This window comes from Bacillus sp. FSL L8-0193, from assembly GCF_037976065.1.
Classification (GTDB): domain Bacteria; phylum Bacillota; class Bacilli; order Bacillales; family Bacillaceae; genus Bacillus; species Bacillus paralicheniformis.
In genome coordinates this window covers 3112821-3134070 of record NZ_CP150261.1, presented here as the reverse complement: position 1 = coordinate 3134070, position 21250 = coordinate 3112821, and the positions used below count along the sequence as shown (strand labels likewise).

Here is a 21250-nt window from a genome sequence, read left to right as displayed (position 1 = left end):
TTGGGGCATGACTCACTCCGAAACATCGAGAAGGAAATCGCGCTTTTAGTCCGTCTGACGACGGCCTACAGTCCGCGGTTCGGAAGTCTGGACCGCTCGGAATATCTGCTGTTAAGCGAGCTTGATAAGCAAAGTCCTCTTGCCATCAACTCGCTGGCTGAAACCTTAATGCTGAATCTTTCGACAGCGAGCAGACAGGTTGCAGCATTGGAACGGAAAAAGCTCATCAGGCGTTTTCCCGATCCCAACAACGGCCGGATCAGCCTTGTAGAAATGACTTCAGAGGGCATTGATACTCTGAAAAAAGTGCAAAAGGCTCGCTATCATGTATACACGGAGGTTCTTCAAGACTGGACAAAAGAAGAACTGAGCACATTGGAAACTCATTTGATCAGACTGAATCAGGATTTTAAAAAGTGGAGCAAATAATCGGCTAAAGGCTGTTGGTCAGACGATCACCAGCCTTTTTCTTTTTAATCTGTTGATTTATAGAAAAAAGGATGCGTAATACAACTTGTAATACGATATATAAAAACCGGAAGGAGGAGCACTTTTGAGGCAATCCGATGTGTCGATATTAAATTCGTCCGCCAAAGTGCTTGCTACCCGGCATGAATGCGGAAATGAAAATTTCGTGATAAACAACCGCAAAAAAGAGCAGGAAGAACATCCCGCTCTTTATTGATGAAAAGGTTTTCAAAATTATAGAAATGTGCGCCTTACTTTTTCCCAAAACGAATTGTCTTTTAATTTAATGGTTTTGATCATCTTGCCTGAGAGGCTGACTTCGACTTCTTTTACATGCATCGTACTGAAGGCTTCGTTATCAAGGCCGATGATCGGATAGTCGTTCCCGTCTTGGACGATTTTTAATGTCAGCTTTCGATCCGCACTTAAAATAAACGGAGATCCGAGCGTTCTGTATGTGTTGTTGTTCAATGAAGCGAGCTCTGTCACCTGTATGCATGGAAGCAGCGGATCAACGACGGCCCCTTCAACCGATTTGTTATACGCGGTGCTTCCGGTCGGAGTGGACACGATCATTCCGTCCCCGCGGAATGTTTCAAAGTGAAGATCATCAATATAAACGTCCATCACAAATGTTTTAATAATGCTTGAACGGATGGATACCTCATTCAGACATTGAAAGCTTGTCCCGTCAACGGTTACATCGATCAGCGGATATTTTCTGACCTCGATTTGTTCAGAGTTTGTCGCTTCAATCATTTTATCGGTATCATGTATATTAAAATCCGCATACAAATGAGCTTTCCCCTTTTTGGCCACGCCTACGTACAGGCAGTCATCCCTGAAATTCGTCTTTCGAACCGCCTGCAAAAATGTCCCGTCGCCGCCGATGCTTGCGATAATATTGGCTTCATTGTGGTGGTGAACGACGCGAAATCCGTGTTCTTCTGCAAGGTGTTTCAGTTTTTTGCACTGCTCGTCGGTTTCTTCGCTTTTTTTGTAAAAGAAATAAATGTTCCGGCGGTCTGTCACAATCATTCTCCCCTTTGTCTGTTAAGTTTAGATTTTTCTGCCATCTAACATGTATGTTAAAATGACCTGTGACCCTTAGTTTACCATGTCCAAAAACTTCTTGTATATGAAGCGGCATCATACTGAACTTTTTCTCTTCATATACGTACTAAGACATGCAGCTTTTTTTATTCAAAGGAGGAGAACAGACAAAATGAATGCGAAAAGATGGATCGCACTTGTCATCGCGCTGGGCGTTTTTGCGTTATCTGCGGTGGTGAGCCTTTTGCTAGCAGTATTTGACACGATGGGGAATGACGGAAAGATGCAGTTTGGCCTTAATGACACCCAGGAAGAAACGGTGCTTGAAGAAGGAAACAGCTCAAGAAAAATCGCCGTGCTTGAAGTGAACGGAACGATTTCCGACAATGGCGGCGCTTCTGGCTTGTTCAGCTCTGAAGGCTATAACCACAGATCGTTTTTGCAAATGCTTGAAAAAGCAAAAGACGACTCTGCTGTAAAGGGCATTATTCTGCGCGTCAATTCTCCGGGTGGCGGAGTATACGAAAGCGCCGAAATACATAAGAAGCTTGAAGAGATCAAAAAAGATACGAAAAAACCGATTTACGTATCAATGGGCTCGATGGCTGCATCTGGAGGCTATTACATTTCAACGCCTGCCGACAAAATCTTTGCAGCGCCGGACACGCTGACGGGTTCACTAGGGGTCATCATGGAAAGCCTTAACTACAGCAAGCTTGCAGAAAAGCTTGGATTGAAAACGGAAACGATCAAAAGCGGTGAGTTTAAAGACATCATGTCACCGACGCGCGATATGACGAAAAAAGAAAGAGAAATCATGCAGTCAATGGTCGATGACGCGTACGAAGGATTTGTCGATGTTATAGCCGACGGACGCAGCATGTCCGAAAATGACGTGAAAAAAATTGCCGACGGACGCGTTTATGACGGCCGCCAGGCGAAACAGAACCATCTCATTGATGAGCTCGGCTACTATGAGGATGCGGTCAAAGCGATGAAAAAAGACCACAAAAACCTTGCCGGAGCGTCTGTTGTCAGCTATGAAGAATCGGCCGGCCTTGCGTCGCTCTTTTCGATGACTGCAAATAAGATGTTTAAAAGCGAAGCCGATTTCTTAAACATTAAAGAAGCAATTTCTCAATCCGGCGCACCGAGACTCATGTATTTATACGCTAAATAGGAGGGGACCGAAAAAATGGATGTGACTTATGATGGAAAGGATCATAATGAATTATCACCGGACGCCGGTGTTTCCAGGGAAGAATCGGCCCCGCATGTAGAGCATGCATATGCCGGTTTTTGGATCAGGCTGTTTGCCTTTCTGCTCGACGGGATTGTTGTCGGCAGCATCAACAAATTAGCGGTTTCACCTGTTTTCAGCCTGCTGAATCTCCCTAAAGAATCAGGGTTTTTCACCTTTTCGCTTTATTCTTTTGTAACGGCGGCAGTATTTTTCGCTTATTTCGTCCTGATGACGAAGTATTTCGGACAGACGTTGGGCAAGATGGTATTCGGGCTGAGGGTCGTGTCGCTTGTCCCGGAAAAAGGGCTGACATGGGATGTGATCTTGTTTAGGGAGCTTATCGGCCGCTATATCAACAGTTTGTATATTACGTATCTCGTTGCTGCATTTTCGCCAAAGAAACAGGGGATTCACGATTTCTTTGCGGACACGGCGGTTATTCATGAAAAGCTGTATCGAAAAAAAGACTGAGCGTATCAAACCCGGCTGCTGAAAGACAGCCGGGTTTTTTTGCTGCCTAGAATAAGCTCCGTCTATGTTTATTTTTTCAAATTTCTTCCTATAATGATTAGTATGAGGAAGTGAAATCATGATTTACATATGGATTGCGGGAGTATTCCTTCTTTTGGCAGCGTTAATGATGATGAAAATCCGCATCGCGATCGAATATCTTCATACAGACGATGACGACCGGCTGACCTTTAAAGTTCGAACAGGTTTTGGGCTTCTGCGCTTCAAAAAGGAAATTCCGGTGATTAAAATCAATCAGCAGGATATGACCGTTGATGTAAAAGAACAGACGAATACGGCTCTAAAAAACGATAAAAAGAGGAGAAAAGTCGGCTATCGGGAAGTGTTCGATAATACGAAGCAAATCAAAAAATTGGTGGAACAGGTCATCAATCTGCAGCCGCTTATCCGCCGATTTATGAAGCGGATTCACATCACGAAGCTCGAATGGACCTCAGTCCTCGGCTTTCCTGATGCCGCTTTAACCGGAATCGTCACGGGAGGCGCCTGGTCTCTGAAAGCCGGCACAATGGCTCTCTTGCATCAGATTTTTTGCTTTGACAGCCAGCCGGAATACGAAGTGATTCCAGTCTTTAACAGCCGCTCCTCTAAAACGCATCTGACATGTATATTCCATTTTCGCGTTGGCCATGCTATAACCGCAGCTTTTAGAATCGTGATGAACTGGAAAGGGAAAATGCGCGGCTTATTTAAGCTGCCAAAAAATCTGTCAGGTTCAACAAAGAATGATTCATCAGTATAGGAGGAATGGAATATGGCTGAACATCCAATTCAAGGTTTGATGAAAACCGCAATGGAAAATTTAAAGGAAATGATCGATGTCAATACCATTATCGGAGATCCTGTAGAAACACCTGACGGCAGCGTCATCCTAACCGTCTCCAGAGTGGGATTCGGTTTTGCGGCTGGCGGAAGCGAGTTCGGCGGAAATAAACCGGCCGAATCCAAAGCGAGCGATGGAGATCGTGAACGAAAAGAATCGAAGCTCCCGTTTGGCGGGGGAAGCGGGGGAGGCGTATCGATTACGCCGATTGCTTTTTTGATTGTCGGATCATCAGGCGTTAAAATCCTGCATTTGGATGAAAACACGCACGTCATCGATAAGATTTTAGACGCAGCCCCGCAAACGATCGAACGGATTCAGCATATGTTTAAGAAAAACGATAAGCAAAAGCAAAATATGAACCGCCAAAACCAGACGCCTCCATTTTAAAAGCTTCGGCTTTCCGGCCACAGAAGTTAACTGTTCCTGCAGCAGTTAACTTTTTTTGTCTCGGCCGGACTTAAGCTTTGCAGTTTGTCCTAAACTCTTTTATAGTAGAGTCATACATAAATGAAGGAGGAATGATGATGGCTTCAATTACATTTAAAGGAAACCCGGTGACACTGGTAGGTTCAGAAGTGAAAGTCGGAGACCAGGCGCCTGATTTCACTGTTTTGTCCAATTCGCTTGAGGAAGTCACGCTTCAAGACATTAAAGGCAAACCAGCCGTTATTTCGGTGATTCCGTCTATCGATACAGGTGTTTGTGACGCGCAGACCCGCCGCTTTAACGAAGAAGCCGCAGGCCTCGGTTCAGTGAAAGTGTATACGATCAGCGCGGATCTGCCGTTTGCACAGGCTCGCTGGTGCGGAGCAAACGGAATTGAAAATGTGGAAACATTGTCAGATCATAGGGAAATGTCTTTTGGGGAAGCATTCGGGCTTTACATTAAAGAATTGAGATTGCTTGCCCGCGCCGTATTTGTGTTAGATGAAAACGGAAAAGTCGTCTACACTGAATACGTCAGCGAAGCGACAAACCACCCGGACTATGACAAAGCCATCGAAGCTGCCAAATCACTCGTTAAGTAAATTCAACTCATAAAAGGGCTCCAGGTGATCATCTTGCCGGAGCTCTTTTCATGGCTTTGATTTTTTGATAAGGAGAGACATCATCATGCAAAACTATCCAGTCGAAACGATTTATGAATGGCTTGACAAAGGAGCGGAAATCATCGCACGTGACCTGCAGATCCCTTACATAGAAGGATTGGCGGAAGCAGGAGAGGCATTCTTTACAGGTTCCGCGGACCGCGGGCTTTCCGAAAAAGCCGAACAAAAGGTGAAGGATCTGCTCGGCCGTGCGCGTTTTTCAGAATGCAGCCATGAGGCGATCCGAAAAGCCTTCCAGCTTGCCATCCTGAAAGGCCAGAAAGATATTCCCCATCCGAACCGGCAGATGACGCCCGATACAATCGGTTTATTTATCGGATATCTGGTGAACAAATTCATCGGACCCAAAAAAGAATTGACGCTGTTTGATCCGGCGGTCGGCACTGGAAACCTGCTGCTTGCCGTCTTGAACCAGCTGGCCGGTGAAGCCGGAAAAGCGTTCGGCTCAGAGATTGATGACGTTCTGATCAAGCTCGCCTATGTCCAGGCAAACCTGCAGGAAAAGGAAATCGAGCTTTTTAACCAGGACAGCCTGCAGCCGATTTTTATGGAGCCTGCCGATGCGGTCATTTGCGATCTTCCCGTCGGATATTATCCTGATGACGAAAGCGCGCGCGCTTTCGAATTAAAGGCAGATGAAGGCCATTCTTTTTCACACCATTTGTTTATTGAACAAAGCTTGACCTATACGAAACCGGGCGGCTATTTATTTTTTATGATTCCGAACCAATTGTTCGAAAGCAGCCAAAGCGAAAAGCTGCGTACCTTTTTAAAGGACAATGCGTATATTAATGCAGTGCTTCAGCTTCCGCTGTCGATTTTCAAAGATGAGGCACACGCGAAGAGCATTTTGGTTTTACAAAAGCATGGCGAACAGGCGAAAGCGCCTAAACAAGTTCTGCTTGCACAAGTTCCATCATTCGCCAATCAGGATGCGATGCTGAAAATGACAGCCAAACTCGACAACTGGTTTCAAGCTGAAAAAAGATAAGCAGATCAGAGAAGATATATTCTCTGATCTGTTTTTATATTCAGAAAATAATAATTTCTTTGTGAAAGCGTTAACATGTCGGATCGTGACTTGAAATGCACTCTTTTGAGTGTTTAAATGAGAAAGGCAGATATTTTTTGAATTTACTAAGAACGATTTTATACATATTTTTTATGATCCGGGTTGAACATAATGTCACCGGACTATAGGTAAAAAGGAGCGTCATTTTATGTCCAAAATTATTGCAATCAATGCTGGAAGCTCATCATTGAAATTTCAACTGTTCGAAATGCCCAGCGAAAAAGTACTAACAAAAGGCCTTGTTGAGCGAATCGGGCTGGATAACGGCATCTTCACGATTTCCGTCAACGACGAAAAAAAGACCGAAACAACAGATATTCCGGATCACTCCGTAGCCGTAAAAATGCTGCTGGATAAACTCACAAAATTCGGCATTATCAAAGATTTAAATGAAATCGACGGAATCGGACACCGCGTCGTACACGGCGGCGAAAAGTTCAGCGACTCCGTTTTATTGACGAATGAAATGATCCATGAGATCGAGGAGATTTCAGAACTCGCACCGCTTCATAACCCGGCTAATATTGTCGGAATTAAAGCGTTTAAAGAAGTACTTCCAAATGTTCCTGCCGTGGCCGTTTTTGATACGGCATTCCACCAAACAATGCCGGAACAATCTTATCTGTACAGTCTGCCATACGAATACTATGAGAAATTCGGCATCCGTAAATACGGTTTCCATGGCACATCTCATAAATATGTGACTGAACGCGCGGCAGAGCTGCTCGGCCGTCCGATTGAAGAACTTCGCCTGATTTCCTGCCACCTTGGAAACGGCGCGAGCATCGCAGCTGTTGAAGGCGGCAAATCAATCGATACATCAATGGGCTTCACACCGCTTGCAGGTGTGGCGATGGGTACGCGTTCAGGAAACATCGATCCTGCGCTTATCCCGTTCATTATGGAAAAAACGGGTCAAACAGCCGACGAAGTCCTGAACACACTCAATAAAAAGAGCGGTCTTTTAGGTATTTCCGGATTCTCAAGCGATTTGCGCGATATTGTCGAAGCAACTAAAGAAGGCAATGAACGTGCGGAAACAGCCCTTGAAGTATTCGCAAGCAGAATTCATAAATACATCGGTTCTTATGCAGCGAGAATGAGCGGAGTAGACGCGATCATTTTCACTGCCGGCATCGGGGAAAACAGCGTTGAAGTCAGAGAGCGCGTTCTTCATGGTTTGGAATTCATGGGTGTCTATTGGGATCCTGCGTTGAATAACGTCCGTGGAAAAGAAGCGTTTATCAGCTATCCGCATTCACCTGTAAAAGTCCTCGTCATCCCGACGAATGAAGAAGTGATGATTGCAAGAGACGTCGTTAGACTGGCTCACTAAAAATAAAAAAACAGCCTTCTCTTTACAAGGAAGGCTGTTTTTTTTATGCATCTTCCCCTTTATAATGAAAAAAGACTGTATAAAGGAGGCTATTTAGCCATGAGTGTTGAGGAACATAAAAAAGAAGCGCCGGACCGCGTCAACTGCAAAGTTATTACTGTCAGCGATACAAGAACGGAAGACACAGATAAAAGCGGCCGGCTTATGAAAGAGTTTTTAGCGGAAGACGGTCATGAGATCGTTTCCTATGAGATTGTAAAGGATGAAAAGGAAATGATTCAAAAAGCTGTGCTGGAAGGCTGTCTTGATGACCGGATCGATGCCATCCTATTAAACGGAGGGACGGGCATTGCCTCTAGAGATGTAACAATCGAGTCGATCGTTCCTCTTTTTTCGAAAGAAATTCCGGGATTTGGGGAGATATTCCGCATGCTGAGTTATACAGAGGATATCGGAGCGGCTGCGATCCTTTCAAGAGCTGCAGCGGGTGTTATTCAAAACAAAGCCGTGTTTGCAACACCGGGTTCAAGCGGGGCGGTTAAGCTTGCAATGTCAAAGCTGATTGTGCCTGAGCTTGCCCATGTCATCAGAGAACTGAGAAAAGATATGAAAAAATAAAGCCGGAAAGCCCTCCGGCTGAACGCTGAATATGCACTGAACTTCATTCATAAAAAATGAATGAAGTTTTTTTTATAAAAAGGTTGAAAAAACCAGACTTCCTTGTTAAAGTGTATACATATTAAATGTATTTTTATTAAATAAAACTTATTTTTATACAAAAAGAGCACCGAGATGAGAGGAGTTTTTCAAAATGACGCAAAAGAAAAAAGTGGTTTTAGCATATTCAGGAGGACTTGATACTTCTGTCGCGATAAAATGGCTGCAGGAACAGGGATATGATGTAGTGGCCTGCTGCCTTGACGTCGGGGAGGGAAAGGATCTCGCATTTGTTCAGCAAAAAGCGCTTCAAGTCGGGGCTTCTAATTCATATGTTATCGATGCAAAAGAAGAATTTGCGAAAGAGTTTGCACTGACCGCCCTCCAGGCCCATACGCTTTATGAAGGAAAGTACCCGCTTGTATCAGCTCTGTCCAGACCGCTGATCGCCAAAAAGCTGGTCGAAGTGGCTGAAAAAGAGAACGCCCAAGCCGTGGCTCACGGCTGCACAGGCAAAGGAAATGACCAAGTGCGCTTCGAGGTGTCCATTAAATCGCTCAATCCGGATTTAGAGGTGCTGGCACCTGTGCGCGAATGGAAATGGTCGCGCGACGAAGAGATCGCGTATGCAGAAAAGCACGGCATTCCGATTCCGATCAATCTTGACAGCCCGTATTCAATTGACCAGAACCTGTGGGGCAGAAGCAATGAATGCGGAGTTCTGGAAGATCCATGGGCGGCGCCTCCTGAAGGGGCTTATGATTTGACGAAGCCGCTTGAAAAAACACCGGATACCCCCGATGTGATCGAAATCGCTTTTGAAGAGGGCATTCCGGTTTCCATTGACGGCGCTCATTACTCACTGTCAGACTTGATTTTAAAGCTGAATGAACTGGCGGGCGCGCATGGAGTGGGGCGCATCGACCATGTTGAAAACCGCCTTGTCGGCATCAAATCACGCGAAGTGTACGAATGCCCGGGCGCGATGACTTTGATGAAGGCGCACAAAGAGCTTGAAGATTTGACATTAGTAAAAGAAGTGGCGCATTTCAAACCTCTGATCGAACAAAAAATGGCTGAAGTGATCTATAACGGCCTGTGGTTTTCTCCGCTTAAAGACGCGCTTTCCGGTTTCCTGAAAGAAACGCAGAAGCATGTCACGGGCGTCGTCCGCGTCAAGCTGTTCAAAGGCCATGCGATCGTTGAAGGGCGTAAATCCGAATACTCCCTGTATGATGAAAAACTGGCGACGTATACAAAAGACGATGCGTTCGATCATCACGCTGCCGTCGGCTTTATCGAGCTGTGGGGACTGCCGACGAAAGTAAACAGCATCGTCCAAAAAAAGGAGCAGATTAAAGCATGAAAAAGCTGTGGGGAGGCCGGTTCCAAAAAACACCGGAAAAATGGGTCGATGAGTTCGGCGCATCGATCCACTTTGACAAAACGCTCGTGAAAGAAGATATCGCAGGGTCTCTCGCTCATGCTTCCATGCTTGAAAAATGCGGCATTTTAACCGAAGCAGAAGCGGTCAAAATAAAAGAAGGCCTGACATCCCTTTTGCACAAAGCGGAAAAAAACGAACTCGATTTTTCAGTCGATTACGAAGACATTCACCTCAACCTTGAAAAAATGCTCATTGACGAAATCGGGCCGCTCGGCGGAAAGCTTCATACGGCCAGAAGCCGAAACGACCAGGTCGCGACGGATATGCACCTGTATTTAAAAGGGCACACAGAGCATATCATCGAGCTGATTACGGCTTTTCAACACGTGCTTATCGAAAAAGCGGAAGAACATGTGGAGACGATACTGCCGGGATACACCCATCTGCAGCGGGCGCAGCCGATCTCGTTCGCGCATCATTTGCTCGCTTACTTCTGGATGCTTGAGCGCGATAAAGAACGCTATCATGATTCATTCAAGCGGATTAACAAGTCCCCCCTTGGATGCGGGGCGCTCGCTGGAACGACATTTCCGATCGACCGTGAATATTCAGCAGGTCTGCTCGGGTTTGACTCGATATATGAAAACAGCTTGGACGGCGTCAGCGACAGGGATTTCATCCTTGAATTTTTAAGCGCGAGCAGCATTTTGATGATGCATCTGTCAAGATTCTCCGAAGAAATCATTCTTTGGTGTTCGCAGGAATTTAAATTCATTGAGCTTGATGACACTTATGCTACGGGGAGCAGCATGATGCCGCAAAAGAAAAACCCGGATATGGCAGAGCTCATTCGCGGGAAAACCGGACGCGTATACGGTGATCTGATCGGCCTCCTGACGATTATGAAAGGGCTCCCGTTAGCGTACAATAAAGATTTGCAGGAAGACAAAGAAGGTATGTTTGATACTGTGAAAACGGTCGAAGGAAGCCTTGAGATTTTTGCCGGCATGACGAAAACGATGACAGTGAACAAAAATATGATGAAAAAAGCAACGGAGCAGGATTTTTCAAATGCTACCGAACTTGCCGACTATCTGGCGAAAAAGGGCATGCCGTTCAGAGAGGCGCACGAAGTCGTCGGAAAGCTTGTCTACACTTGTATCGAAAAAGGCATTTATCTCAGCGGCCTGCCGTTTGAAGAGTTCGAAAAGGCAAGCGAACTGTTTGAAGAAGACGTCTACATCGTGCTCGACCCGCACCATGCCGTCGAAAAAAGGATGAGTGAAGGCGGGACGGGATTCAAAAAGGTGGAAGAAGCCATTCAAAAGGCGAAGCATTGTTTGAACAATTTTTAACACTTCCCGATTCGATTCATAACTGTGCGGCTTCATACGCAAAATAGATTTGTGAATCGAAAAGGGGTGTGGCAATGAAACAAGATCAGTCAAAACACGCATACATGTATGATGCCGACGGCGATAAAGAAACCGTTCAGCAAATCTCTGATGCCTATTTCAGCGGATTTGTCGCGCACGATGACGCACAGCCGTTAGCTGATGCAGATAAACAATAGAAAGCTGGAGCCCGTAACAGCGGGCTTCAGCTTTCTTCTGTCCAGCGGCGATTGCAAATTTCCCGATGCTCCACATGTGATATACTCTGGCTTTTGTAGTAAAGTATAGGTAGATACATGCAATCATTTGCGAATACCGAGAACCAATGCCTGGGAGGGAAAGATGTGCGCCATGCGTTAATTACTGCCGGTTCAAAAGGTTTGGGGCGTAAAGTGACGGAAGCCCTGCTTGAAAAAGGCTACTCAGTGACGGTGAATTACAGGCAGGACGAAGAAGCTGTCAGCCGCCTAAAAGAAAAATGGCGGTCATCCCTTGACCGTTTACAGTTTGTAAAGGGAGATGTCACCAAGAAAGAAGACCTGCTCCGGATGGTGAATGCCGCACTTGAGCGATTTGGAAAAATTGATCTTCTGATCAATAATGCCGGCCCATACATATTTGAACGAAAAAAGCTTGCAGATTATACTGATGATGAATGGTATGACATGCTTGAAGGCAACTTAAGCTCTGTCTTCCATCTGTTTAAAGCGGTTGTTCCGGTGATGAGGCGCCAGCGGTTCGGCCGCATCATCACATACGGATTTCAGGGGGCAGACCATGCGCCGGGCTGGCTGCATCGTTCCGCTTTTGGAGCGGCGAAAGTGGGGCTGGCTTCTTTAACAAAAACGATCGCCATTGAAGAAGCGGGCTCCGGCATCACAGCCAACATGGTTTGTCCAGGCAACATCGTCGGGGATATGAAAGAGGCTTCGATTTCAGAAGCGAGGGCGTCACTTGATGAGGAAACGCCGATCGGCAGGTCGGGAACCGGTGAAGATATCGCAAGGATCATCACTTTTCTATGCGATGAACATTCCGACTACATTACGGGAACAGTCATTGAAGCGACAGGCGGCTTGAATGTGATTAACCGTCATTCTCTTTAGACGTGCGAAATTAAAAAACAGGGGTGGATATGATGAAAGTGACATATCATGGTCATTCAGTGGTAACAGTTGAAACGGGAAATCATCAATTGATCTTCGATCCGTTTATTACAGGAAATTCTTTAACCGATTTAAAGCCGGAAGAGGTTAAAGCGGATGTTATTTTGCTGACCCACGGTCATAACGATCATGTCGGCGATACCGTCGAAATCGCCAAGCGAAATCATTCGCTCGTTGTAGCTCCGAATGAACTCGCGGTCTATCTGGGATGGAAAGGCCTGAATGTCCATCCGATGCATATCGGCGGCTCCCATCAGTTCGATTTTGGCCAAGTCAAGCTGACGCAGGCTTTCCACGGATCGGCTTATACGGAAGAAGACAGCCAAAAGATCGTCTATACCGGCATGCCGGCGGGGATCCTCTTGACTGTGGAAGGAAGGACGATTTTTCATGCAGGAGACACTGGGCTTTTCTCAGATATGAAGCTGATCGGTGAATTAAATCATATCGACCTCGCTTTCCTGCCGATCGGCGATAATTTTACGATGGGCCCGGAGGATGCCAAACTGGCCGCAGAATGGCTCAGGGCGAAACAGGTTGTACCGGTTCACTACTCGACGTTCCCCGTCATCGAACAGGACCCGCATGCATTTGCGGACAGCCTTCCCGGCGGCGTCGGAAAAGTGCTTGAGGTCGGTGAGTCAATCGAATTTAAATAAACTTGTTTTTAGAGGACCCGAATCCGGGTCCTTTTTTCGGTTGAACCGGTTATATGTCTATCAAAACATGTTAATGATGATATAATATAGGAATCGGATTGTTCTTGGGAGGATATTATGAGGGTATTGAAATACGCGATTTTGGGGCTCCTTGATCACGGGAGTTTGAGCGGCTACGATATGACAAGCCGCTTTAAAGCCGAATTGGGCCAATTTTGGAGCGCCAAGCACAGTCAGATTTATCCCGAGCTGAAAAAGCTGACGGATGAAGGATTTATCGAATATGAAACGGTGATCCAAGGCTCAAAATTAGAAAAGAAAATGTATTCCATCACAGAGGCCGGAAAGCGTGAACTTCACGGATGGCTTACGGAATTCAAACCGGTCCCCGATACGGTAAAAGATGAATTTATGCTGAAAGCTTATTTTATCTCTTCGATGGAACGTGATGAAGCGAAAAGGCTTTTTGCCGATCAGCTTCAAAAGCGGGAGGAGAAAGCCGTTTTTTTAAAAAATAAGCTCGAAGAATTGAAGCGCGAAGCGGGTGAATCGATAACTTTCCGCTCGCCTCATTTCGGCCATTACCTTGTATTGACCCGGGCGCTGGAGCGGGAAAACGGCTATTGCTCATGGCTTGAAAAAGCGCTTCTTCTGATGGAGAATGATCGCTCTTAGACGGACATGATGTTGCGAAGGCGGATTGCGGTTCAATTGCACAACCATTTATAATAAATATATCTAGCAGTCAGAGGATGAAGGTGAAACGATTGGCGACAAAACACGAACAGATTTTAAAATATATTGATTCTTTGTCCGTCGGCGAAAAAATCTCCGTCAGGCGGATTGCGAAGGAAATGAAAGTCAGTGAAGGAACTGCTTACAGAGCGATAAAAGAAGCCGAGAATAAAGGGTTTGTCAGCACGATCGAAAGGGTCGGAACGATCAGGATCGAGCAAAAGAAAAAAGAGAATATTGAAAAACTGACATACGCTGAAGTGGTCAATGTCATTGACGGCCATGTGCTTGGCGGAAAAGCAGGGCTTCATAAAACGCTCAACAAATTCGTCATCGGAGCGATGAAGCTTGATGCGATGATGAGATATACCGGGGCGGGCAACCTGCTGATTGTCGGCAACCGAATCGATGCGCACCGCCAGGCTTTGGAAGCGGGTGCTGCCGTGCTGGTGACCGGCGGTTTTGATACGGAGCCGGAGATTATTGAGCTTGCCGACAGGCTCGAGCTCCCGGTCATTTCTACAAGCTATGACACGTTTACTGTAGCCGCGATGATCAACAGGGCGATTTATGACCAGCTCATCAAAAAAGAGGTCGTGCTTGTCGAGGATATTTTGACCCCTTTGGAAAAAACGGTCTGCTTATCCCCTCATGAAAAGCTCGAAAGATGGTATGAGAAAAACTTTGAAACGGGGCATGGACGTTTTCCCATCGTTGACGAGCAGATGAAAATCCACGGCATTTTAACTTCAAAAGATGTTGCCGGATATGACCGCTCTGTATTGATTGAAAAAGTCATGACGAAAAACCCGATTACAGTAATCGGCAAAACGTCAGTCGCTTCAGCGGCGCAGATGATGGTCTGGGAAGGAATCGAAGTGCTTCCCGTCGTTGACGAGCGGCAAAAGCTGATCGGCATGATCAGCAGGCAGGACGTATTAAAGGCGCTTCAAATGATTCAGAAGCAGCCTCAGGTCGGCGAAAAACTCGATGACATTGTGACAGGCGGTTTCAAAGAATCGGACAATGACAAAAACAAGCCGGATCCGGTTTATCAATACGAAGTAACGCCGCAAATGACAAACCACTTGGGAACGATTTCCTACGGCGTGTTTACGACGATTTTGACCGAAGCTGCAAACCGTTTTTTGCGGTCGCACAAAAAAGGCGAACTCGTGATAGAGAGCATGACGATTTATTTTTTAAAGCCTGTGCAAATGGAGTCTGTCATTGAAATAAAACCGAACATTCTCGAAGCCGGGAGAAAGTTCGGAAAAATGGATATAGAAGTTTTTCACCAGGGTGCTCTCGTCGGCAAAGCGATGATGATGGTTCAGCTGATGGAAAGAAGCTAAGGGACGCGGCCAGTGTCCCTCTTTTCGCTTATGCGTTTTCCCGTTCGTTTTCTTTCGCAAGCAAAGGGACATAGTGCTTATAGGCTCTGTAGCCGGCCCACATGCTCCCGAGCCCGGTCAGCATAAAAATAACGCCGATGACGACAGCCAGCGTGCCGCGGTTTAAAAGCAGCTGATTGGCGCCGAAGAACATGATAAACAGGCCCAGACTCATGCTTGACTTGGCCGAATAGTATTCCCGTTCAATCGCTTTTTTGGTGCGCACATACCTTACTTTGAAGTACCCATAAGCTATCGCTGAAACCACAATGAAAAAAACAAAAAACGGCATAATCGACATCCTCCATTGTAAGTTTTACAAACCCATTGTATACATAATCGGGTTCGCTTTCTACAATAAAAAGTCATAACTTTCACTTTCCACCAACAACAGATTATGATTTAATGGTTAAAAACAAAGTAAAGAAGGGGCGCGTCATGAAAAAAGAAATCATCAGAACCATATCATTATATGACACGATCATTATACATAGACATGTGAGACCGGATCCCGATGCCTACGGATCCCAATGCGGCCTTGCGGAAATCCTGAGGGCAACCTATCCTGAAAAAAATATTTTCGCGGTCGGAACGCCCGAGCCTTCCCTCGCTTTTTTGTACACCCCGGATGTGATTGAAGACCCGGTGTATGAAAATGCACTTGTCATCGTCTGTGACACGGCCAATCAAGCGAGAATTTCCGATTCGCGCTACAACATGGGCGACAAGCTGATCAAAATCGACCATCATCCGAATGAAGACCAATACGGCGACCTTTTATGGGTGGATACGAATGCGAGCTCGACGAGCGAGATGATTTACGAACTGTATTTAGCGGGTAAAGAACAAGCGGGATGGACGCTTCCGACAAAGGGTGCCGAACTGATCTATGCCGGCATTGTGGGGGATACAGGGCGCTTCTTATTTCCGAACACGACAAAAAAGACATTGAAATATGCCGGAGAGCTGATTGAGTATCCTTTTAATTCTCAGGCGCTTTTTAATCAATTGTATGAGACGAAATTAAATGTTGTGAGGCTGAACGGTTACATTTACCAGAATGTTTCTCTGTCCGAAAACGGTGTGGCGTCGGTATTCATCACCCGTGACATTTTGCATCAATACAATATTACGCCGTCTGAAGCTTCACAGCTTGTCAGCACGCTCGGCAATATTTCAGGAATCAAAGCATGGGTGTTTTTTGTGGAGGAAGCCGACCAGATCAGGGTAAGGCTTCGTTCAAAGGGGCCGATTGTCAATGAAGTCGCTAAAAAATACAACGGCGGAGGCCATCCGCTCGCAGCCGGTGCTTCCATCTATGACTGGAAAGACACCGATCTTGTCATCGCTGACTTGGAGCGCATATGCAAAGAAAACAAATAAGAGGGGAAGTCCCTCTTTTTTTGTGCAGTTCAACTGCAAGCGTTTGCATTATATTTTGCGAAAAAGTAAGCAGCAAAGTGTAAGCAGATCATTTTACGCATCACAGCTGCTGCTTATTCAGGTATAAACCATGATCCGATATCTGTTACATCCTCATAAACATGGATGTTTTGGGCTCTTAACTCTCTTTTGATAAGGGACGCGAGACTTTCGGTTTCCGCATAAGCCGAGTAGCCCAGCTTGATCCGGTTGACTTTATCTCTTGCCAGCTGATGGTAACTGTAAATGTACATTCTGCTTTCCTCCCTTTTTAAAAAAACTTACATATCGCTTACTGTCAGTTTAAATTAAAATATGGAAAAAAGCGACGAATGCATGTAAATCGTAAAAAAAAATCCATAATTTTATTCGGAAAAAGAGATTTTGATTTCAACGGAAAGCCGTGTATAAATCGTCAGTTCGGTGACTTTCGCTTTGTACGTTTTATCGTTTATCGTATACTCTTTATTTTCAATCGTCCGCTTTAAAAGCTCCTTCGTCCGGTAGACGCTTTCGATATCCTTTGTGATGACATCCGAAATATTATCCCGGATACGCTCTTCAAAGTTCATCATGTCGGGCTGTGACAATTTGTATTGCTTGCCGTTGATCAGCTTGACGTCGACGCTTTGAATCAGCAGTTTTCTTTTATTGTCTTCATTCAGCTTATGAAGGTCCTCCCGGTAAATGGTGATCTGGTCATTTAAATCATTGATGCGCTCTTTCTGTTCTCTTATCAAGACGACCTGCTTCTCCTGAAAGGTGCCGTATGTAAACAGGAACACGACCCAGCTGATGATGGCTCCGCACATCATTCCCGCAAAAAAACGCTGCCAACCCGGTTTTTTATAATAAGGAGGGATTCTCATGAGGAAATATGCTCCTGTGTGAGCCAATTGATGATCAGATAACCGGTCTGCGCTCCTCCCATCGCCGAAAGAATCAGGAGAAGCTGTTTTACGATGTCTCTCGTATTGCCTTCGATAATGCCCCTTTCAAAGCTGTAGACCGCGTCAAACGTGCCGCCGATTGCCGCAACCAGCGCCCAGATTTTTAGACGGTTTGCGAGGCTTGTAATAATCGTTAAAGGCGGCTGTCCCGACAGATAGGCGCCGATCCCTCCGATTAAGCAACCGCCGAGAAGCACTCCTAGCGCAATAAAATAACAGCTGATAAAGTTTGGAAAAAAGGGCTGTTCAGGATCCATTCCGATCACCTCACCTTATCACACTATATGGATAAAGAAAGACAAGTATGATTGTTGATCAAAGAAAGAACATTTGTTTCTCATTCGATCCCATCATATAATGAAAAGAGACGGCTCGAAAAAGGAAGGGGTGACAGAAATGCCTTTTGTTCACCTGCAAGTACACAGCGGTTACAGCTTATTAAACAGCGCCGCTTCCGTAGAGGACCTCACGGCCAAAGCCAAAGAGCTGGGCTACAGCGCAATGGCGCTGACGGATGATGAGGTCATGTACGGGGCGGTGGAATTTTATAAATCATGCAAAAAACGCGGCATCAAGCCGATTATCGGGCTTACAGCCTCAGTTTTAACAGATGAAAAAGAACAGCTTTCATATCCGCTCGTTCTTTTGGCGAAAACAAACAAAGGCTACCAAAACCTGCTGAAAATCAGCAGCGTGTTGCAGTCGAAATCAAAAACCGGCATCAAAGAAAAATGGCTCAAAAGTTATCATGAAGGGCTCATTGCGCTGACAACGGGCGGGACAAGCCATGTTGAAGCGCTGTTGAAAGAAGGGCTGATCGAAGAGGCGAAGAACGCCGCCCTCCGCTGTCTTTCGATCTTCGGAGAGGGCAGCTTTTATTTGTCGTATCAGCCGTACAAGGGCGACCCGCTTCTTTCTGAACGCATTCTGGAGCTCAGCGAACATACGGGAATTCCGATTGCCGCAACCGGCGATGTACGCTACATCGAAAAAGAGGATGCGGCAGCTTATACGTGTTTAAAAGCGATTAAAGCGGGCGAGAAGCTGAACGAAGACATGAAGGCCGAAGGAGATCTGCATCTTGAGCTCAAGCCGCCCGCTGAAATGCTTGACATTTACAGGGATCGTCCGGACGCGTTGGAGAATACAGTCAAAATCGCGGATCTGTGCCAGGTGGACCTGAGCCTTGGCCAGACGCGCCTGCCGAAATATCCGGCGCCTTCCGGCAAGAATGCTGACGATTATTTGGCTGAGCTTTGCTTTCTCGGACTGGAAAAACGGTTCGATGCCGCTCCGAGGGAGTATGTCGAACGGCTTGAGTATGAGCTGAAAGTGATTCGCGACATGGCGTTCAGCGACTATTTTTTGATCGTCTGGGATTTCATGAAGTTCGCCCACGACAACGGCATTATCACAGGGCCGGGGCGGGGGTCGGCGGCCGGCTCTCTCGTCGCTTATACGCTGTTTATCACAGATGTCGATCCGATCAAGCACAAATTGCTGTTTGAACGGTTTTTAAATCCGGAGCGCATCAGCATGCCCGATATCGATATCGATTTTCCCGATACGAGAAGGGATGAAGTCATCCAATACGTGAAAAATAAATACGGGGCACTGCACGTAGCGCAAATTATCACGTTTGGTACATTGGCCGCAAAAGCGGCGCTCCGGGACGTCGGCAGGGTGATGGGCATCAGTCCGAAAGAAGCCGACCAGTTGGCGAAATTGATTCCGTCCAAACCTGGAGTGACGCTGAAAGAGGCGAGAGCTCTTTCTGTTGAACTGGACAAGCGCCTGAACGGGTCCAAGAAGCTTCAGGACATATTTAAAACGGCTCAGAAAATCGAAGGGCTTCCGCGGCATACGTCCATTCATGCGGCGGGCGTCGTGTTGAGCGAGGAGCCACTGACGAATATCATACCGATACAGGAAGGACATGACGGTGTATATTTAACGCAATATTCGATGGGCTATCTCGAAGACTTGGGACTATTGAAAATGGATTTTCTCGGCTTGCGCAATTTAACGCTCATTGAATCGATCAAAACGCTGATCGAAAAAAGCGAGCGGGTCACCATCGATTTTTCGGCGATTCCCTATGAAGATGAACAGACGTTTAAGCTGCTGTCAGAAGGAGATACGACAGGTATTTTCCAGCTCGAATCAGCCGGCATGAGAAACGTTTTAAAAAGGCTCAAGCCATCAAGCCTTGAAGACATTGTCGCTGTTAATGCCTTGTACCGCCCGGGCCCGATGGAAAATATCCCGCTGTATATCGAACGAAAGCACGGACGGGTTGCCGTGTCTTATCCGCACGAGGATTTGGCCGAGATTTTGAAAGATACATACGGCGTGATCGTTTATCAGGAACAGATCATGATGATCGCATCGCGGATGGCGGGTTTCAGGCTTGGAGAAGCCGATCTTTTGCGAAGGGCGGTCGGCAAAAAAAACAAGGAAATTCTCGATACAGAGAGAAATCATTTTATTAGTGGATGCTTGAAAAAAGGGTATTCCGTACAAGCGGCTAATGAAGTATACGATCTGATTGTAAAATTCGCCAATTACGGTTTTAACCGGAGTCATGCGGTTGCATACAGCATGATCGGCTACCAGCTCGCTTATTTAAAAGCGCATTACCCCCTCTACTTTATGTGCGGCCTCTTGACGAGTGCGATCGGAAATGAGGAAAAGCTTGCTCAGTACATCTATGAAGCGAAAGGGAAAGGGCTGCATGTTTTAGGTCCTTCCATTAATAAGAGCGGCTATCCGTTCGTCGTGGAAAACGGGGCGCTGCGCTACAGTTTAAGGGCTGTTAAAGGCGTCGGTATTTCGGCTGTGAAAGAAATCTACAGGGCGAGAAAAGAAAAGCCGTTCGCAGATTTGTTTGACTTTTGTGTCAGGACTTCTGTGAAAAGCGTGAACCGGAAAACGATTGAAGCTTTAATTTTTGCCGGAGCAATGGATGAATTCGGTGAAAACCGGGCCACTTTGCTCGCTTCTGTCGATGTCGCGCTGGAGCATGCCGAATTGTTTGCAGGAGACAATGATCAGCTCGGCTTCTTTCTCGATGAAGGCTTGACAATTAAGCCGAAGTACGCCGAGACGGAAGAAATGCCGCTCGTCGACCTGCTGGCACACGAGAAGGAGACGCTCGGCATTTACTTTTCTGACCATCCGCTGAGCGTTCACCGCAAGAAGCTGGACCGTGCAGGTGCGCTGCCGATTATTCAGCTGCTCGCCTCCAGCCGTAAAAAGGCGGCTTTGGGCGGACTTTTGACGAAGATGAAGACGATCCGTACAAAAACGGGACAGACGATGGCTTTTCTGGAGCTGAGCGATGAAAGCGGGGAAATCGAAGCGGTTGTTTTTCCTGAACAGTTCAGACAGCTTTCCCCGATCCTGGAAGAAGGCGTATCGCTTTTTGCAGAAGGACGTCTTGAGACAAGGAATGAAAAGCGCCAGCTGATCATCGCCGGGGCATCGCTTGTCGAATCGCTTCATGCTAAAAAGCAGCCGTCCGTCTATATTAAAGTGGAGGAAAGTCAGCACACCCACGATATCTTTAAGAAAATCAGCAGCATCCTGCTTGAACACAAAGGGGAAACGCCGGTCTGCGTCTATTATGAAAAACGGAAACAAACGATGCAGCTGCCGGAAAGCTACAACATCAAGGCTGACCACGCTGCCCTCTACAGGCTGAAAAGCGTTGTAGGTGAGAAAAATGTCGTGCTCAGATAGCAGGTATTTTGAGCATTATTGATCAAAAAAGCGGTCAATTGTGTTATCATTTTTAAGATTCTAGGGTTCGTCTTACAAGAATCTTAAGCAGAAAACGAAGCAAAGTT

24 protein-coding genes are annotated in these 21250 nt (G+C 46.3%); 19 read left to right on the top strand and 5 right to left on the bottom strand.

Annotated elements, in window-relative coordinates; genetic code table 11:
- Window positions 1–429, top strand: a complete 429-nt coding sequence (locus MHH76_RS15675; RefSeq protein ID WP_020452586.1) for a MarR family transcriptional regulator — start codon at window positions 1–3, stop codon at window positions 427–429.
- A 124-nt stretch (window positions 430–553) separates the two neighbouring features.
- Entirely contained in the window at window positions 554–685 is a 132-nt protein-coding gene (locus tag MHH76_RS15670; RefSeq protein ID WP_023855500.1) for a hypothetical protein, read from the top strand.
- Between the two features lie 17 nt (window positions 686–702).
- On the opposite strand, the gene MHH76_RS15665 is transcribed toward MHH76_RS15670, so the two are convergent.
- Entirely contained in the window at window positions 703–1500 is a 798-nt protein-coding gene (locus MHH76_RS15665; RefSeq protein WP_020452585.1) for an NAD kinase, read from the bottom strand.
- 193 nt (window positions 1501–1693) lie between these two features.
- Between MHH76_RS15665 and sppA the strand changes: the two genes are divergently transcribed.
- From sppA to MHH76_RS15590, 15 genes are all read left to right on the top strand, one after another.
- A complete protein-coding gene (gene sppA, locus MHH76_RS15660) occupies window positions 1694–2701 on the top strand; it encodes a signal peptide peptidase SppA (protein ID WP_020452584.1) in 1008 nt (335 codons plus the stop codon).
- Window positions 2702–2716: 15 nt separating this feature from the next.
- The gene (locus MHH76_RS15655) at window positions 2717–3235 is read left to right on the top strand and encodes an RDD family protein (protein ID WP_020452583.1); all 519 of its coding nucleotides are present in this window, start codon (window positions 2717–2719) and stop codon (window positions 3233–3235) included.
- Window positions 3236–3353: 118 nt separating this feature from the next.
- Entirely contained in the window at window positions 3354–4037 is a 684-nt protein-coding gene (locus tag MHH76_RS15650) for a DUF2953 domain-containing protein (RefSeq protein WP_020452582.1), read from the top strand.
- A gap of 12 nt (window positions 4038–4049) precedes the next feature.
- On the top strand, window positions 4050–4508 hold the full coding sequence (gene ytfJ, locus MHH76_RS15645) for a GerW family sporulation protein (RefSeq protein WP_020452581.1): 459 nt from the start codon (window positions 4050–4052) through the stop codon (window positions 4506–4508).
- A 137-nt stretch (window positions 4509–4645) separates the two neighbouring features.
- Entirely contained in the window at window positions 4646–5149 is a 504-nt protein-coding gene (tpx, locus tag MHH76_RS15640; RefSeq protein WP_023855499.1) for a thiol peroxidase, read from the top strand.
- 85 nt (window positions 5150–5234) lie between these two features.
- Window positions 5235–6221 (top strand): class I SAM-dependent methyltransferase, encoded by a 987-nt coding sequence (locus tag MHH76_RS15635; protein ID WP_020452579.1) that lies wholly within the window; start codon window positions 5235–5237, stop codon window positions 6219–6221.
- A 229-nt stretch (window positions 6222–6450) separates the two neighbouring features.
- Window positions 6451–7638, top strand: coding sequence for an acetate kinase (locus MHH76_RS15630; protein ID WP_025810997.1), 1188 nt, complete (start codon window positions 6451–6453; stop codon window positions 7636–7638).
- A gap of 99 nt (window positions 7639–7737) precedes the next feature.
- Complete coding sequence (locus MHH76_RS15625) at window positions 7738–8256, top strand: molybdenum cofactor biosynthesis protein B (protein ID WP_023855497.1); 519 nt, start codon at window positions 7738–7740, stop codon at window positions 8254–8256.
- A gap of 193 nt (window positions 8257–8449) precedes the next feature.
- The gene (locus tag MHH76_RS15620; RefSeq protein ID WP_023855496.1) at window positions 8450–9661 is read left to right on the top strand and encodes an argininosuccinate synthase; all 1212 of its coding nucleotides are present in this window, start codon (window positions 8450–8452) and stop codon (window positions 9659–9661) included.
- Window positions 9658–11037 carry an argininosuccinate lyase gene (gene argH / locus MHH76_RS15615; RefSeq protein ID WP_020452575.1) on the top strand — a complete coding sequence of 460 codons (1380 nt, stop codon included), beginning with the start codon at window positions 9658–9660 and terminating at the stop codon, window positions 11035–11037. The genes MHH76_RS15620 and argH overlap by 4 nt, the downstream gene beginning before the upstream one ends.
- Window positions 11038–11111: 74 nt before the next feature.
- A complete protein-coding gene (locus MHH76_RS15610) occupies window positions 11112–11255 on the top strand; it encodes a hypothetical protein (RefSeq protein WP_020452574.1) in 144 nt (47 codons plus the stop codon).
- A 165-nt stretch (window positions 11256–11420) separates the two neighbouring features.
- Complete coding sequence (locus MHH76_RS15605) at window positions 11421–12182, top strand: SDR family oxidoreductase (RefSeq protein WP_023855495.1); 762 nt, start codon at window positions 11421–11423, stop codon at window positions 12180–12182.
- Between the two features lie 32 nt (window positions 12183–12214).
- The gene (locus tag MHH76_RS15600) at window positions 12215–12901 is read left to right on the top strand and encodes a metal-dependent hydrolase (RefSeq protein ID WP_020452572.1); all 687 of its coding nucleotides are present in this window, start codon (window positions 12215–12217) and stop codon (window positions 12899–12901) included.
- Between the two features lie 117 nt (window positions 12902–13018).
- Window positions 13019–13576 carry a PadR family transcriptional regulator gene (locus tag MHH76_RS15595; RefSeq protein WP_020452571.1) on the top strand — a complete coding sequence of 186 codons (558 nt, stop codon included), beginning with the start codon at window positions 13019–13021 and terminating at the stop codon, window positions 13574–13576.
- 92 nt (window positions 13577–13668) lie between these two features.
- Entirely contained in the window at window positions 13669–14991 is a 1323-nt protein-coding gene (locus MHH76_RS15590; RefSeq protein WP_020452570.1) for a CBS domain-containing protein, read from the top strand.
- A 28-nt stretch (window positions 14992–15019) separates the two neighbouring features.
- Here MHH76_RS15590 and MHH76_RS15585 read toward each other — a convergent pair whose 3' ends face one another.
- Window positions 15020–15322: a YtpI family protein gene (locus tag MHH76_RS15585; RefSeq protein WP_023855494.1), complete on the bottom strand. Its 303-nt coding sequence runs from the start codon at window positions 15320–15322 to the stop codon at window positions 15020–15022.
- Between the two features lie 146 nt (window positions 15323–15468).
- On the opposite strand from MHH76_RS15585, the gene MHH76_RS15580 reads away from it, so the two are divergent.
- A complete protein-coding gene (locus tag MHH76_RS15580; RefSeq protein ID WP_023855493.1) occupies window positions 15469–16413 on the top strand; it encodes a bifunctional oligoribonuclease/PAP phosphatase NrnA in 945 nt (314 codons plus the stop codon).
- 113 nt (window positions 16414–16526) lie between these two features.
- Here MHH76_RS15580 and MHH76_RS15575 read toward each other — a convergent pair whose 3' ends face one another.
- The 3 genes from MHH76_RS15575 to MHH76_RS15565 all read right to left on the bottom strand — a co-directional run bounded on the left by MHH76_RS15575 (window position 16527) and on the right by MHH76_RS15565 (window position 17659).
- On the bottom strand, window positions 16527–16706 hold the full coding sequence (locus MHH76_RS15575) for a hypothetical protein (protein ID WP_020452567.1): 180 nt from the start codon (window positions 16704–16706) through the stop codon (window positions 16527–16529).
- Window positions 16707–16817: 111 nt separating this feature from the next.
- Window positions 16818–17321, bottom strand: a complete 504-nt coding sequence (ytrI, locus tag MHH76_RS15570) for a sporulation membrane protein YtrI (RefSeq protein WP_020452566.1) — start codon at window positions 17319–17321, stop codon at window positions 16818–16820.
- Window positions 17318–17659 carry a YtrH family sporulation protein gene (locus MHH76_RS15565; protein ID WP_003184343.1) on the bottom strand — a complete coding sequence of 114 codons (342 nt, stop codon included), beginning with the start codon at window positions 17657–17659 and terminating at the stop codon, window positions 17318–17320. Before MHH76_RS15565 ends, ytrI begins: the two co-directional genes overlap by 4 nt.
- A gap of 139 nt (window positions 17660–17798) precedes the next feature.
- Between MHH76_RS15565 and dnaE the strand changes: the two genes are divergently transcribed.
- A complete protein-coding gene (gene dnaE, locus MHH76_RS15560) occupies window positions 17799–21143 on the top strand; it encodes a DNA polymerase III subunit alpha (RefSeq protein ID WP_025810999.1) in 3345 nt (1114 codons plus the stop codon).
- Window positions 21144–21250: the final 107 nt, after the last annotated feature.

Bases quoted from the DNA above. Each gene is read 5' to 3' on its own strand.
- MHH76_RS15630 (WP_025810997.1), top strand. From the start codon at position 6,451: ATGTCCAAAATTATTGCAATCAATGCTGGAAGCTCATCATTGAAATTT.
- MHH76_RS15625 (WP_023855497.1), top strand. From the start codon at position 7,738: ATGAGTGTTGAGGAACATAAAAAAGAAGCGCCGGACCGCGTCAACTGC.
- MHH76_RS15635 (WP_020452579.1), top strand. From the start codon at position 5,235: ATGCAAAACTATCCAGTCGAAACGATTTATGAATGGCTTGACAAAGGA.
- MHH76_RS15600 (WP_020452572.1), top strand. From the start codon at position 12,215: ATGAAAGTGACATATCATGGTCATTCAGTGGTAACAGTTGAAACGGGA.
- MHH76_RS15580 (WP_023855493.1), top strand. From the start codon at position 15,469: ATGAAAAAAGAAATCATCAGAACCATATCATTATATGACACGATCATT.
- MHH76_RS15650 (WP_020452582.1), top strand. From the start codon at position 3,354: ATGATTTACATATGGATTGCGGGAGTATTCCTTCTTTTGGCAGCGTTA.
- MHH76_RS15585 (WP_023855494.1), bottom strand. From the start codon at position 15,322: ATGCCGTTTTTTGTTTTTTTCATTGTGGTTTCAGCGATAGCTTATGGG.
- MHH76_RS15565 (WP_003184343.1), bottom strand. From the start codon at position 17,659: ATGGATCCTGAACAGCCCTTTTTTCCAAACTTTATCAGCTGTTATTTT.
- MHH76_RS15655 (WP_020452583.1), top strand. From the start codon at position 2,717: ATGGATGTGACTTATGATGGAAAGGATCATAATGAATTATCACCGGAC.
- dnaE (WP_025810999.1), top strand. From the start codon at position 17,799: ATGCCTTTTGTTCACCTGCAAGTACACAGCGGTTACAGCTTATTAAAC.
- argH (WP_020452575.1), top strand. From the start codon at position 9,658: ATGAAAAAGCTGTGGGGAGGCCGGTTCCAAAAAACACCGGAAAAATGG.
- MHH76_RS15620 (WP_023855496.1), top strand. From the start codon at position 8,450: ATGACGCAAAAGAAAAAAGTGGTTTTAGCATATTCAGGAGGACTTGAT.
- sppA (WP_020452584.1), top strand. From the start codon at position 1,694: ATGAATGCGAAAAGATGGATCGCACTTGTCATCGCGCTGGGCGTTTTT.
- MHH76_RS15610 (WP_020452574.1), top strand. From the start codon at position 11,112: ATGAAACAAGATCAGTCAAAACACGCATACATGTATGATGCCGACGGC.
- tpx (WP_023855499.1), top strand. From the start codon at position 4,646: ATGGCTTCAATTACATTTAAAGGAAACCCGGTGACACTGGTAGGTTCA.
- MHH76_RS15575 (WP_020452567.1), bottom strand. From the start codon at position 16,706: ATGTACATTTACAGTTACCATCAGCTGGCAAGAGATAAAGTCAACCGG.
- ytfJ (WP_020452581.1), top strand. From the start codon at position 4,050: ATGGCTGAACATCCAATTCAAGGTTTGATGAAAACCGCAATGGAAAAT.
- ytrI (WP_020452566.1), bottom strand. From the start codon at position 17,321: ATGAGAATCCCTCCTTATTATAAAAAACCGGGTTGGCAGCGTTTTTTT.
- MHH76_RS15595 (WP_020452571.1), top strand. From the start codon at position 13,019: ATGAGGGTATTGAAATACGCGATTTTGGGGCTCCTTGATCACGGGAGT.